Genomic DNA, 14,445 nt, shown 5'->3' with positions numbered 1-14,445 from the left:
ACCACCTTGTCAACCGTTAATTTTAACTGCTGTTTTCGTCTTCGAAAACGGCCGAAAAACTCACCGGCGTTACTACTAAATCGTGGGGCGCATTCTACACTGAACCGCCACCTTGTCAACCGCTTTTTCGAAGAATCTTTAAAACACTTTCTTCAATACTTTCAAGCAGTTACCGCTTCGTTGCTGACCGTGTTTAGTGGCTAGCCCCTCAAGCGAGATGCGCATTCTACAGACATCCCTGAGGGTGTCAACGGGTGATCTGAAACTTTCTTAAATTTCTTCAAATCACCCACCTTTGCGCCCTCGGTACCAGGAGCTAAACCTCTACTTTAACCTTACTCGCTACATCCACCGCTCTTGCCCTGGCATCATCTAAAGTAGAACCGTGTGCCAGCGCCACACCCATTCGCCTCCTTCCTTTAAGCTCAGGCTTACCAAACAGTCGTACCTGCGTATCCGGTTCCGATAACGCGTCACCCAGCCCACTGTAGGACACTGAATCCGAGTCACCCTCAGGAAGAATGACCGCAGATGCCGTTGGCCCTTTCTGCCGAATTGCAGGAATAGGTAGTCCGAGGATCGCCCTTGCATGCAGGGCAAACTCCGATAGGTCCTGGGACATCAGTGTCACCAGTCCAGTATCATGCGGTCGAGGTGATACCTCGGAAAACCAGACTTCGTCACCTTTAACGAACAACTCGACACCATAAATACCGTACCCGCCGAGGTCACTCACCACCGACCGTGCTATTTCCGTGGAACGCTCGAGCGCCTTTGGCGACATTGGATGGGGCTGCCAGGATTCCCGGTAATCTCCATCTTCCTGCAAGTGACCAATAGGATCGCAAAACGATATGCCGTTGCGATGCTTAACCGTCAACAAGGTGATTTCGTAATCGAAATCAACAAATCCCTCTACGATCACACGACCACGACCCGCTCTACCGCCACTTTGAGCGTACTCCCACGCTGGCTCAATATCGCTTTCAGCTTTAACGGTACTTTGTCCTTTACCGGACGAACTCATTACGGGCTTCACGACCAGGGGTAGGCCCATTTCTTTGACTGCCGCCAAATATTCCTCGCGAGTTCCTGCAAACCGGTAAGGTGACGTTGGAACTTTTAACTCCTCTGCGGCCAAACGGCGAATACCCTCTCGATTCATCGTCAGGTGCACGGCGCGCGCCGTCGGCACCACCCGATACCCCTCACCCTCTAGCTTAACCAGCTCTGCAGTTGCAATCGCTTCAATCTCGGGCACGATCAGGTCAGGCTTTTCCAGCTCTACAACTTGTCTTAGCGCCGCTCCATCCAGCATATCCACGACATGGCTACGATGCGCCACCTGCATGGCCGGCGCGTTGGCATACCGATCGATGGCAATTACTTCCACGCCAAACCGCTGCAGCTCAATAACAACCTCTTTACCCAACTCTCCTGACCCACAAAACAGTACGCGCGTAGCATTCGGAGTTAATGGGGTGCCGATACGCACGACATTGCCGGTTTCAGTCATTCCCGTCTATTTCCTGTTCTTTAGATTTGAAATTTCTCTTCACGCTCAGCAACGCTTTTTAGTACTTCCCGCCGCTCGTCATCGGTCATGGAACTCCAGCGCAGGATTTCATCGCCGGTTCGCTGACAGCCAATACAGATGTCATCGTCATTCAGTGCGCACACAGACACGCAAGGTGACCGCACTTTATCGCGGACTTTCACCACTATAGTTCAACCTCTTGCAGCTTTTGCTTATAACGCTGAGCGTTGTGCACATAATGAAGCGCACCGATTTCCAGCATCTTTTTCTGATTGTCGGTCAGCTCCCGGCGAATCTTACCCGGCGAGCCCACCACCATCGAGCCATCTGGAATCTCCATACCCTCTGGTATCAAGGTGTTTGCGCCGATCAGGCAATGCTTGCCAATCTTGGCACCATTCAAAACCACCGCATTGATGCCGATCAGGGAATAATCGCCCACTTCGCAGCCGTGCAGCATCGCCTTATGACCAACCGTCACCCCGCGACCGAGCGTGAGAGGTATACCTGGATCAGTATGCAGAACAGATCCGTCTTGTACATTGGTCTCCGGGCCGATGGTGATCAATTCATTGTCCCCCCGTATAACCACATTGAACCAAACACTGGATTTTTCCATCAATTTAACGCTGCCAATCACCGTAGCGTTGTCCGCGACAAACTGTTCACCCCCGCAGAACTCCGGTGTGCGCTCTTCAAGACTGTAAAACATCACTTCCTCCCATGGATTCAACGTGGCGGCTCAAGAATATCGATCCCGGCATCGTAAACGGTATTCAGGAAATCGACCAACACGATCGCGGACAGCCCCCAGATTTGGAAACGCTCCCACCGATAACACGGTACATACAAGGTGCTGTTCTGGAATCCGAGAGCATCGGTGCGCTCCCGTTTGTCTTCCAGAAAGAACTCGATGGGCACCCGAAAAACACTCTCTATTTCATCGGGATTAGGCTCATACGAATATTCTTCAGGAACAACACCTACATAAGGTGTTACAAGAATTCGGTGCAGGGAAACCACCTGGCTGAGGGGAGCGATCACATCTACCTGATCCGGCGGCAGTCCGATTTCCTCATGCGTTTCCCGCAAGGCCGTCGCAGCGAGTGAGGAATCTTCCGGGTCACGCTTGCCGCCCGGATAGGCCACCTGGCCTCGATGAGTTTTTAGATTTGCAGAGCGCAGGGTGAAAATCATTTCGGGATTGGCGATATTATCAGTAATCGGAACCAGTATTCCCGCCTCGGGGTAATCCAACGCCAATTGCCTAGGCGCATAATTTAACAGCTTTTCCTGCAACAGACCCTGCACTCCGCTCTCCAATCAGATAGCCACATTGAATGAGACACAAGCAGCCGCGATCGTTAAACTGGCTACTATTGAACTCTCAGTATACGGGGAAAACGATGAAGTATTGCAGCACATGCGGCCAACAGGTGGAACAAAAAATACCAGCGGGCGACAACCGATACCGCTATGTGTGTGTTAGCTGCGAGACCATTCATTACCAGAACCCGAGAATCATTGCGGGTACAGTGCCTGTATGGGACGGAAAAATTTTGCTGTGTCGGCGAGCGATCGAACCCCGCTACGGCTACTGGACACTGCCTGCCGGATTTATGGAAAACGCGGAAACAACCATTGAAGCGGCAGCTCGCGAAACGTTGGAAGAGGCTCTGGCCGAAGTAACCATCGATGGCTTGTTCTCAATTATCGATGTACCTCACATCAACCAAGTGCATATGTTTTACCGCGCAACACTGGTCAACGGAAGTTTTGGTGCTGGCGAAGAATCCCTGGAGTCGCGACTCTTCGCTGCTGACGAAATCCCGTGGGACGAAATTTCCTTCCCGACTGTTAAACGCACACTGGAATATTTTCTCTCTGAGATGCCTTCAGGCAACTACGGTCTGCATGTGACCGATATCCGTCCACCAAGCGCAAAACGCCTCGATCAAAACACTTCGAGCCGGAACACTTCATAAGCCGGCTCTTCATACGGATGGGCCTGCTTCAGTGCTTCGATGGCCCCCTGTATCTTATCCTCAGCACAAACCAACTCAACTTTGAACTCCGTAACCACTTCCAATTTATCCCGCTGTCCCAGATAAGGATCGCTTTCCGCCAAGGGCCGGAACTGTCCCCGCCCTTTACACTGCCACGCACAATGATCGTAATCTCCGATTTTGCCCGCACCGGCATCAAAGAGTGCCTGCTTGGTCATATCCAAATGACTCTCGGGAACAAAGTAACAAACCTTAAACATTAGCCACCTCTAATCGTACAAGTTTTGCTCAAATCGAGACTTTTCGAACTTACCCACAATTTCTGTGGATAACTCTGTGCAAAGTATTAGGGAATCTACTCTAAACCCTTATGAATACTGGCCTCACCTCAAATTGACGAGAAATTCGCCCATCAAATAAAATCCTTTTTATTCAACAAGCTACAGCAAAAGCTCAAAAAGTGAACGCACATCCCTTTGTTTGTTCATAGTTCCACCAGTTTAGCCCTGCAAATGTGCATAAAAAACCTGAGTCAAGCCCTTGACCACCAGTTTTATCACAATTACGACCGAAAAATCGTACATTTATTGACCGGACAAATACTTGCACCACAAAAAAAGCCGACCGGGCGTTACCTCCCAAAAGGAAAGGCAATGCCCGGCCGGCTTTTGCGCTAGCCGGAGTGGCTTACATCAACCCAGCCAGCGCCTCGCATTACGGAACATGCGAATCCATGGGCCATCTTCCTGCCAGCCATCCGGCCGCCACGAATGCTGCACCGCACGGAACACACGCTCTGGGTGAGGCATCATAATGGTGACGCGGCCATCGCGGTTTGTAACGCCGGTAATCCCACCTTCAGACCCATTCGGGTTGTAGGGGTAGCGGCTGGTTACTTCACCACGATTGTCCACATAACGCAGTGCTGCCAGCTTATTCTCAACCAGAGAATCCGCCGTATTACCCGCTGCAAACTCAATACGACCTTCACCATGAGCAACTGCAATCGGCATACGCGATCCCGCCATGCCGTCCAGGAAGGCAGATGGAGACGGTGCTACTTCGACCATCACCAGGCGTGCTTCAAATTGCTCAGACTGGTTTCGTACGAAACGAGGCCAGCCTTCACTACCGGGAATAAGTTCATGCAGGTTGGACAGCATCTGACAACCATTACATACGCCCAGCGCCAGAGTGTCCTCACGGTTGAAGAAGCTGGCAAACTGGTCACGAACACGGTCGTTAAACAGAATAGACTTAGCCCAGCCTTCACCCGCACCCAACACGTCGCCGTAGGAGAAGCCACCACACGCCACCAAACTCTGGAAGCTCTCTAGTGAGATTCGGCCAGACAACAAGTCGCTCATGTGGACATCAACAGCTTCAAAGCCAGCACGATCAAAGGCGGCCGCCATTTCAATCTGGCCATTAACGCCCTGCTCCCGCAGAACCGCTACCTTTGGACGAGCACCCGAATTGATAAACGGCGCAGCAATGTCTTCGTTGATATCAAACGTCAGATCAACATTCAGGCCGGGATCTTCAGCATCCAGCAGGTTATCGAACTCTTCTTTGGCGCAATCCGCGTTGTCGCGCAAGGATTGAATCTGGAAACTGGTTTCTGCCCACAAACGCTGGAGATCAACGCGTGCCTCATCAACAACGCTCTCACCAGCGAACGTCAGCTCGATGCGGTCGGACTCATTCAATGTACCGATGACACCGGTATGATCGCCAAGGCCGGCAGCCGAGAACTGCTGAAGCACAAACTCTGTATCTTCACGACGAACCTGAACCACAGCACCCAGCTCTTCATTAAATAGCTCGCGAGCGAACTGAGAGCTGTCTTCTGCCAAACCATCCAGCTTGACGCTGACACCGGTGCGGCCGGCGAAGCTCATTTCTGCCAACGTCACAAACAGGCCACCATCGGACCGATCGTGATAGGCCAGCAGCTTGCCATCGGAATTCAGCCCCTGAATGACCGCGAAGAAAGCTTTGACGTCTTCCGGGTCATCCAGATCGGGAGCTACTGCTCCTACCTGGCTGTATACCTGAGCCAGCGCAGAGCCACCAAGACGATTCTGGCCGGCGGCCAGATCAATCAGAATCAGATCAGTCTCACCTGCATCGGTACGAAGCTCTGGGGTCAACGTGCGAGCCACGTCAGTGACCGGAGCAAAGCCACTCACAATCAGTGACAGCGGCGACGTAACGCTCTTCTGCTCACCGTTCTCTTCTTCCCAGGTGGTTTTCATAGACATAGAGTCTTTACCCACCGGGATGGTGATACCCAATGCCGGACACAACTCCATACCCACCGCTTTCACGGTTTCATAGAGGTTTTCATCCTCACCGGGATGCCCGGCCGCGGCCATCCAGTTGGCGGAAAGCCGGATATTGGAAAGCTTCTCAATCGGCGCAGCTGCCAGGTTGGTAATGGCTTCACCCACTGCCATACGGCCAGATGCTGGCGCATCGATGACCGCCAGCGGTGTGCGCTCGCCCATAGCCATAGCTTCACCGGCACGAACGTCGAAAGACGCGGCAGTTACGGCCACGTCAGCCACCGGCACCTGCCAAGGACCCACCATTTGATCGCGGGCGACCAAGCCTGTGATCGTGCGGTCACCAATGGTGATCAGGAAGCTCTTGGAACCGACTGACGGCAATCGAAGTACACGGCGAATGGCGTCTTGCAGGTCGATTTTCGAAGAATCAAAGATCGGCTTGGTGAAAGACGCGCGCGTCACACTCCGATGCATTCTCGGCGGCTTGCCGAACAACACATCCATCGGCAGATCAACCGGCTTGTCGTTGAAGTACGAATCCGCCAGTTCAAGATGATGCTCTTCGGTCGCTTCGCCAATGACGGCGTACGGGCAACGTTCCCGACGACACAGGGCATCAAAACGCTCGAGATCTTCCGGCGCGACTGCAAGAACGTAACGTTCCTGTGATTCGTTACTCCAGATTTCCAGCGGCGACATACCAGGCTCATCGCTGGGGATATCCCGCAATTCGAACTTACCGCCGCGCCCACCATCTTTGACCAGTTCCGGCATGGCGTTAGACAAACCGCCCGCACCCACGTCGTGGATAAAGCAAATGGGGTTCTGTTCACCCAACTGCCAGCAACGGTCAATCACTTCCTGACAACGACGCTCCATTTCGGGGTTGTCCCGCTGAACAGAAGCGAAATCGAGGTTTTCGTTACTGGAACCGGAATCCATAGAAGAGGCTGCGCCACCACCCAGACCGATCAGCATGGACGGGCCGCCCAAAACGATCAGTTTGGCACCGACCGGGATATTGCCCTTCTCCACATCCTCTTCACGGATGTTACCCATACCGCCTGCGATCATGATCGGCTTGTGATAACCGCGCACTTCTTCGCCTGCCGCGCCCGCGACTTTCTCCTCAAAGGTACGGAAATACCCGGTCAGGTTCGGGCGACCGAATTCGTTATTGAATGCCGCGCCACCGATCGGGCCTTCAATCATGATATCCAATGGCGAAGCAATGCGGCTGGGTTTGCCGTAACCGAGCTCCCATGGCTGTTCGTCGCCCGGGATGTTCAGGTTAGATACGGTAAATCCTGACAGACCGGCTTTTGGCTTGGAACCACGGCCGGTAGCGCCTTCGTCGCGGATCTCACCACCGGAACCGGTCGCGGCACCGGCAAACGGAGCAATCGCTGTCGGGTGGTTGTGCGTTTCCACCTTCATCAGAATATGAACAGGCTCGCGGTTATAGCTGTACACGCCGGTACCCGGTGCCGGGTAAAAGCGCCCGGCTTCACTACCCACGATCACCGATGCGTTATCTTTATAAGCAGACAGAACACCTTCGCTGTTCATCTCGTAGGTGTTTTTGATCATCGCGAACAGGGATTTTTCCTGCGCTTCACCGTCGATATCCCAAGAGGCGTTAAAAATCTTATGGCGGCAATGCTCTGAGTTCGCCTGTGCGAACATCATCAGCTCAACGTCAGTCGGATCACGTTCCAGCTTGATGAAGGACTCAACCAGGTAATCTATCTCATCGTCAGCCAGAGCCAGTCCCAAGCGGGCATTGGCTTCAACCAATGCGGCACGGCCACCGGAAACAACCGGCACCCGCCCCAAACGACGAGGTTCTTCATTGCTGAACAGAAGCTCGGCCCCACCCATCTCGTGGAATACTTTCTGGGTCATGCGATCGTGCAGAAGTGCAGCGATTTTTTCGCGCTGCTCCAACCCCAGCTTTTTGCCGGACCGGATATAATAAGCAATACCGCGCTCGATTCGGCGGATCTGCCGAAGGCCACAATTACGGGCGATATCGGTCGCTTTGCTTGACCACGGAGACAGAGTGCCGGGGCGTGGAACCACCAGGAATAAAACGCCATCCTGTGTTTCTACTTCAACACTGGGCCCATAGGTAAGCAGCCGGTCTAAAATCGCCTGTTCGGTATCGGACAGGTCGTCATCTAGATCCACAAAGTGCATAAACTCTGCATAAACATGCTGCACATCCGGAACCATGTCCTGAATGCGAGAATGCAATTTGCGGGAACGAAAGGGCGAGAGCGCTGGCGCGCCGCGAAGTTCAAGCATGATATCAACCTGTATCGCGCGAAGAATCGGGGGACGTCTTTCTGAAAGGCGGCAATGATACTTGAAACCGGCGCAAGGATACAGGGTAAGCTGGTGCCTTTTGCCAGTGTATAATTGGACCGGTTTTACGGATTGAGTATCTGCGCTGATTGACCGCGAGGGCGCAAGACGAGATCATCACATGTATGCAAGGAATGCATGAGGCATCAAACGACAGGCAAGTGGCTTAAGTCACGCAGTTTCCTGAATATTGGGCTTTGCGGAGCGCATGGATTTGTCACAGATCATCAAAAAGTTTCAAGGTAGTCGTGCTGTATTCGCGCTGGCGCTGGCCACTCTTCTGGTCACTGGCGGATGCACTCAACCCAGCACACTGCAAGAAGTAAAGAACGAAGGGGTGTTGCACGTAATTACCCGTACTGCCCCATCTGTCTATTACGAAGACGAGGGTGGCGCTACCGGCTACGACTACGAACTTGCCCGTCGATTCGCCGATGAGTTGGGCGTTGAACTGCGGGTTCGTGTCGCGAAAGACAATTCCGAAATCCTCTCCGTACTAAAGCGCAACTACGCCCATATCGGTTTGGCGGGTTTGGTGAATCGACCCGATTTCGCTGCGGAATTTCACCCGGTCCCGACGGGCATTAATGCACAGTCCATTGTTGTTTATCATCGGGATCACCCGGCACCCGACTCGATTGCAGATTTGTCTGGCCAGACCTTACATCTGCTAGCCGACAGCAATCATGAACACGTTATCGATGTCGCCGCCGGCGACCTGAGGCCGGAAACCCGCGTACATCCTGGCTTGGATGCCGAAGGATTGCTGGAAAAGGTCAATAAAGGTGAGTTGCCTTACGCCGTTATCGCTTCGAACGAACTCGACCTCAACCACGTATTCTTCCCGATGGTAAAAGAAGCCTTTGCTTTGAACGAGCCACAAGAACTCGTCTGGCTGTTCCCACCGCAACAAGATGAAACGCTCGCCAATGCAGCCCGCCTGTTTATGGAGCGGGCAAACGAAGATGGCTCGAAAGCTCAACTGGCAGAACGTTTTTACGGGCATCTGGATCGGCTGAATTACGTGGGCGCTCGCACCTTCATGCACCACCTGGAAAATCGACTGCCTCGATATCAAGCCTTGTTTGAACGCCACGCCAGACAAATCGGCATGGACTGGCGGCTGCTGGCTGCCATCGGTTATCAGGAATCCCACTGGCGACCCAACGCGGTGTCACCCACCGGGGTTCGCGGGCTGATGATGCTTACCAGAACGACGGCCAAATACATCGGCATCAACAATCGTCTCGATGCTGAAGAAAGTATCAAAGGGGGCGCTCGCTATTTCAGCATGGTGCATGACCGGATTCCGGACCGCATCCCCGAACCCGATCGCACCTGGTTCGCCCTGGCCTCCTACAACGTAGGCTACGGCCACTTGGAGGATGCACGAAGACTGACCGAATCTGCCGGCCGCAACCCCGATCGCTGGTTGGATGTAAAAGAATTCCTGCCTCTGCTCGCCAAGAAAGAGTGGTATTCGAAGACCCGTTTCGGCTATGCCCGAGGGCACGAGCCGGTCACTTACGTCCAAAATATCCGCCGTTACTACGACGTGCTGGCAAGGGTTCCGGCGCTCGACAGCGAAAAGCCTGCTCTGCCGGAGCAACCCCCGACGCTGGACAACACCAATCAAATCGCAAACGCCGTGGATTCCGAGTCGGCCTCGCCGAATGCCGGACAAGATCTCAGGGCAGCCCTTCCCCCTGAACTCAGCGTGATACCGCCTACGCTTTAGAGCTCATCACCACCCCAAAGCTGCTCGGCATCGTCGAGCTGTAGCGCTCGCTCCACCTGAGCGGACGAAAAACCGCGACGGGCCAGAAATCTTGCCTGCCGCAGTTTCTCATCCAGGTCGTCGCTTAACCGAGTAAGCCCGAAACGCTTTTCGCGCAACTCCGCCGCAGCCCTCACCCAATCCGCATCACTCTTTTCCTCAAGGCTCGCCGGGCGAAAATAAACGCCTCGTTGCTGCAGTTCTGCGGTAATGCGTACCGGGCCATAGCCAGCATCCATGCGCTGACGACTGTAAACATCCGCAAAGCGGTAGTCATCCAACCAACCTTCCTCTTCGTACTCATCAAGCACTTGGTCAATCAGTGGCTGTTCGATTTGCCTTTGCCGCAACTTCAACGAAAGCTCCTGACGACTGTGCTCCCGGCGCGCCAACAAGCGCAACGCTGCCGAGCGGGCTTTATATTCCGGATCGTCGTGTTTTGAATCTTTTCCCATACAGCCCCTTCCCGCATGCGCCAGCTAAACGCTAGACTAGCGCCCAATGTTTCAACTATCCGGCATCTTAATCATGCCGATGGCCGGTGGTGGGCACTCTGCCGCCACCGCAGACTGGTCTCAATCCCGAAGGATACCTTTTATGGCTGCATTTATTCAGAAACTGTTCAAGTCCCGCAAGACAAAAGCGACCGCCAGTTCCAACCCTCAAGTTAAGCCTGAAGCAAAACAGCCGGCCGAGGTAGACCAACGCAACGAACTTCGGGAAGCTCAGCAACACCAGCTTGCAAGCAGCCCTGAGCAATCGGTTTTGGCAACGCTGGCCATAGAGGGTGTTACCGCGTCCATCAGGCTTGAAGCAGCCAAAGGGCTGCAAGACGAAGCATTGCTTCAACAGGTTCAGAAAAACTCGAAAGGCCGGGATAAAAGCGTGTATCAGACCGTTCGGCAATCGCTGCAGGGTTTACGTGAACGGCAAGCTCAGGAAGCGGCGAAGCGCCAGCGACTCAATGACCTGGTAGCACAAGCCAGGGATCAGGCTAACAGTGAAAACACCAAACTGTTCAAAGCCCGCCTCGACGCTTTACAAGACCAATGGCGGGCGGTCAAAGACGATGCCAGCTCTGAGCAATCGCAACTCTTTCTGGAAGCCGTGCACGAGTGCCAGAAGCGCTTGCAGCAAATTGAACAGGCCCAGCAGGAAGAAGCTCGCCAGCAAGAACAGGCGCGCCAGCGTGCCGAAACGCTCGAATTGCTCCAGAACACCCTCGCGGGTATGAAGCAGCAAGACGCGCATGATCTACCTTCCCCGTCTTCTCTTGATGCTCTCCAGAAAACACAAGAGAACCGTTGGCTGGAAGCAACACGAGACACTGCCGTTGAGAAAAGCGAGCAGAAAACCTACGAACAACTGATGCAGGCGCTCCGCAGCTATCTGAACGCCGTTCGTTGGCTGGCACAAGAAAAGGACACTTTGACCACCCTGGCCCAAGCGGCTGAATCCGGCGAAGCTACAAACGAACACCGAACACAAGCAACCGAATTGCTCCAGCAAATGGAATGGCCGGCGGATCTTCCTCAGCCGGCTTCCCTGGTTCAGGTACGGAAGCTCACGGGCAAACGGCAAGCACCCAAGCAAAACGAGGGTCAGCGCGAAAAACAGCTGGAGATCGCGAGCAATCTGAAAGCCGCGTTGCCAGAATTGGAAGCCGCCCTTGAAGCTCGCCAATTCAAAGAATCCAAACAGCTGTTCAAAACTGCGCAAAATCTTTACCAACAGCTGGACCACACCCACCGGAAAAACCTTCAAGCACGCATGCAGTTGTTGACTGGCCAATTCCGGGAGCTGAGCGACTGGCAAGGTTTTGCAACCGAACCCAAGCAAATCGCCCTGTGCGAGCAAATGGAGTATCTTGCTGAACAGCCGATGGACCCGGAAGCCAAGGCTGAGCGTATCAAGGAGCTGCAAGGCGAATGGCGCAACCTGGGCGGCTCTTCTGACCGAACTCTTTGGACCCGTTTCAAAGCCGCGTCCGATCAGGCGTACGAACCCTGTAAGGCCTATTTTGAAGCCAAGTCCGACCTGAAGCAGGCCAATCTGGATAAACGCCAGGCGATTTGCGATGAGCTGTCCAATTTCCTGGAAAACGCGGATTGGACAGCTATTGACTGGAAAGCCATCGAACGCATCTACCAAACTGCAAGACAGGAGTGGAAAGAAGCCTGGCCGGTAGACTTCCGGAACAACCGGTCTGTGCAGAAGCAATTCGATGAATTACTCAAACGACTGGAACAGCCATTGGATGAGGAACGCAAAAAAAACGAGGCCCTGAAGCAGTCGATTGTAGAGCGGGCCCTAGCGCTAATTGATCATGAGCCTCTGCAAGAAGCCATGGATCAAGCAAAATCCTTGCAATCGGAATGGACCAGCATTGGCATTACACGGCACCGCGAAGACCGAAAGATGTGGCAAGCATTCCGCAAGGCCTGCGACCAAATTTTCGCCCGCCGTGAGGCCCAGCGTACTGAGCAACAACAGGCCAGCCAGCGGGCCGATCAAAACGCTCAGGCAGTTTTAAACAAGTTTGAGAGCATTGGTGCCGATGCGGATGAGGCGCTTGTGGATGAAGCCCGCCAAGCCATCCAGCCGCTGTCAGGTGAACCTTTGTCCCCAGCGGTTAAAGAGCAAGTTCAGCAGCTTAAACAAAAGATCAACCAGGCAGCGGAGCTCAAGAAATTCCAGAAGACTATCGCAGCCTGGCAAGCTCTCATCAGCGACAAAGTTCAGCAGAAGCTATCGCACGAAGCCGCACCCAAGCACTGGTTTGATCTGACTAAAGCCTCCGGCCCGATCAACGGCCGAGACCTTGCTATCCGGGCAGAAATCCTGACCGGGGCACCAACCCCTGATCAAGACCAAGCGCGCCGGATGGAGATTCAGGTTCAACGCCTGAGCGATGGCATGGGCAGCACCGACAACGCCTCTCCCACCCAAGAGCTGGAGAAGCTGGTGGCACTCTGGTGCCTGCATCCGGAAGTCGAAGACACTTCGCACGAGAACGCAGAGCGCCTGAGCCAGGCTCTAACCAGCCTGACACAAGCCAGCTGACCTCAACTTTCTAGCTCCCTTCTAAATCCCTGAACGGCAATCCGGTCAGGGATTTTTTGTTTCTACGGCAAGGCTTTTCCTGAGCAAAAAGGTCAATCGGATTGGCAGCCGCTGTCATTACTCCTCACACACTATTACGGCTATGGTTAGATGACTGACGTATTCCATACAACAACGAACAGAGGAACGAGCATGTCCACCGAGGCGTATATCTTTGATGCAGTCCGAACCCCACGCGGACGCGGCAAGAAAGACGGTTCACTGCACAGCGTCAAACCCATCACTCTACTAGGTTCTGTGCTTGAAGCCCTGCGGGAGCGTAATCACCTCGATACCGCGCAGGTTGATGACATTGTGATGGGCTGTGTGACCGCCGTCGGTGATCAGGGCGCCGATATCGCCAAGACCGCCGCGCTTGCCATTGGTTGGGATGAGAAAGTAGCGGGTGTCACGCTCAACCGCTTCTGCGCGTCTGGGTTGGAAGCGGTGAACCTCGCAGCCATGAAAGTGCGTTCGGGCTGGGAAGATCTTGTTGTTGCCGGAGGCGTCGAGGCCATGTCCCGCGTACCGATGGGCTCTGACGGCGGCGCGTGGGCCACTGACCCCGCCACCAACCTCGAAACCGGGTTCATGCCGCAGGGCATCGGCGCCGATCTGATCGCCACCCTCGAGGGATTCAGTCGCGCAGATGTTGATAACTTTGCGGTGCGCTCCCAACAGAAAGCCGCCAATGCATGGGAGAACGGCTATTTCACAAAATCAATCGTACCGGTGACCGACCAAAACGGCGTCACCATTCTGGATCACGACGAATTCATTCGCAGCAACACCACAGTGGAGTCCTTATCCGGCCTCAAACCGTCTTTCCAGATGATGGGCGAGATGGGCTTCGATAGCGTTGCCCGCGAAAAATACCACTACGTCGAGAAGATCAACCACGTACACCACGCCGGTAACTCGTCAGGCATTGTAGATGGCGCAACAGCCCTGCTGATCGGCAGCGAAACCAAAGGAAAAGAACTCGGCCTTAAGCCGCGAGCCCGCATTGTCGCCACGGCCGTGACCAGCACCGACCCCACCATCATGCTGACCGGCCCTGCACCCGCTGCTCGCAAGGCTCTGGAAAAAGCCGGGTTGTCCATCGACGACATCGACCTGTTTGAAGTAAACGAAGCCTTTGCCTCCGTTGTAATGCGCTTCCAAAAAGAATTGTCCGTTCCGGACGAGAAAGTGAACGTAAACGGCGGCGCCATCGCCATGGGCCACCCTCTGGGGGCAACCGGCGCCATGATTCTCGGCACCCTCCTCGATGAACTTGAGCGCCGGGAACTCCGCTACGGCCTGGCCACGCTGTGTGTCGGCGGCGGCATGGGCATTGCCACCATCATCGAACGCGTTTGAACC

At 54.2% G+C, this 14,445-nt stretch carries 11 protein-coding genes; 4 read left to right on the top strand and 7 right to left on the bottom strand.

The annotated features are described in order from the left end of the window. Positions 1-316 precede the first annotated feature (316 nt). The 4 genes from purT to JAO79_RS15385 are packed head-to-tail and all read right to left on the bottom strand — an operon-like array spanning position 317 to position 2,848. Positions 317-1,516 (bottom strand): formate-dependent phosphoribosylglycinamide formyltransferase, encoded by a 1,200-nt coding sequence (gene purT / locus JAO79_RS15400; RefSeq protein ID WP_199008111.1) that lies wholly within the window; start codon positions 1,514-1,516, stop codon positions 317-319. 20 nt (positions 1,517-1,536) lie between these two features. Beyond that, entirely contained in the window at positions 1,537-1,719 is a 183-nt protein-coding gene (locus JAO79_RS15395; protein WP_199008110.1) for a DUF1289 domain-containing protein, read from the bottom strand. A gap of 2 nt (positions 1,720-1,721) precedes the next feature. After that, positions 1,722-2,249, bottom strand: coding sequence for a gamma carbonic anhydrase family protein (locus JAO79_RS15390; RefSeq protein ID WP_199008109.1), 528 nt, complete (start codon positions 2,247-2,249; stop codon positions 1,722-1,724). Between the two features lie 17 nt (positions 2,250-2,266). Further along, positions 2,267-2,848: an NUDIX hydrolase gene (locus JAO79_RS15385; protein WP_199008108.1), complete on the bottom strand. Its 582-nt coding sequence runs from the start codon at positions 2,846-2,848 to the stop codon at positions 2,267-2,269. Positions 2,849-2,943: 95 nt separating this feature from the next. Between JAO79_RS15385 and JAO79_RS15380 the strand changes: the two genes are divergently transcribed. Then, a complete protein-coding gene (locus JAO79_RS15380) occupies positions 2,944-3,522 on the top strand; it encodes an NUDIX hydrolase (RefSeq protein ID WP_199008107.1) in 579 nt (192 codons plus the stop codon). Here JAO79_RS15380 and JAO79_RS15375 read toward each other — a convergent pair. After that, positions 3,492-3,803: a YqfO family protein gene (locus JAO79_RS15375; protein ID WP_199008106.1), complete on the bottom strand. Its 312-nt coding sequence runs from the start codon at positions 3,801-3,803 to the stop codon at positions 3,492-3,494. The genes JAO79_RS15380 and JAO79_RS15375 overlap by 31 nt on opposite strands. A 432-nt stretch (positions 3,804-4,235) precedes the next feature. Beyond that, entirely contained in the window at positions 4,236-8,141 is a 3,906-nt protein-coding gene (gene purL, locus JAO79_RS15370; RefSeq protein WP_199008105.1) for a phosphoribosylformylglycinamidine synthase, read from the bottom strand. 268 nt (positions 8,142-8,409) lie between these two features. On the opposite strand from purL, the gene mltF reads away from it, so the two are divergent. Beyond that, positions 8,410-9,939, top strand: a complete 1,530-nt coding sequence (gene mltF, locus JAO79_RS15365; protein WP_199008104.1) for a membrane-bound lytic murein transglycosylase MltF — start codon at positions 8,410-8,412, stop codon at positions 9,937-9,939. Here mltF and JAO79_RS15360 read toward each other — a convergent pair. Beyond that, complete coding sequence (locus JAO79_RS15360) at positions 9,936-10,433, bottom strand: regulatory protein RecX (protein ID WP_199008103.1); 498 nt, start codon at positions 10,431-10,433, stop codon at positions 9,936-9,938. The two genes, mltF and JAO79_RS15360, sit on opposite strands and share 4 nt — an antisense overlap. Before the next feature lie 142 nt (positions 10,434-10,575). On the opposite strand from JAO79_RS15360, the gene JAO79_RS15355 reads away from it, so the two are divergent. Together JAO79_RS15355 and JAO79_RS15350 are read left to right on the top strand one after the other, a co-directional pair. Then, positions 10,576-13,041: a DUF349 domain-containing protein gene (locus JAO79_RS15355; protein WP_199008102.1), complete on the top strand. Its 2,466-nt coding sequence runs from the start codon at positions 10,576-10,578 to the stop codon at positions 13,039-13,041. 192 nt (positions 13,042-13,233) lie between these two features. Next, on the top strand, positions 13,234-14,442 hold the full coding sequence (locus JAO79_RS15350) for an acetyl-CoA C-acetyltransferase (RefSeq protein WP_199008101.1): 1,209 nt from the start codon (positions 13,234-13,236) through the stop codon (positions 14,440-14,442). Positions 14,443-14,445: the final 3 nt, after the last annotated feature.

It is taken from the genome of Marinobacter litoralis, assembly GCF_016427555.1.
Lineage (GTDB): Bacteria > Pseudomonadota > Gammaproteobacteria > Pseudomonadales > Oleiphilaceae > Marinobacter > Marinobacter litoralis_A.
This window is presented reverse-complemented; position numbering and strand designations above follow the sequence as displayed.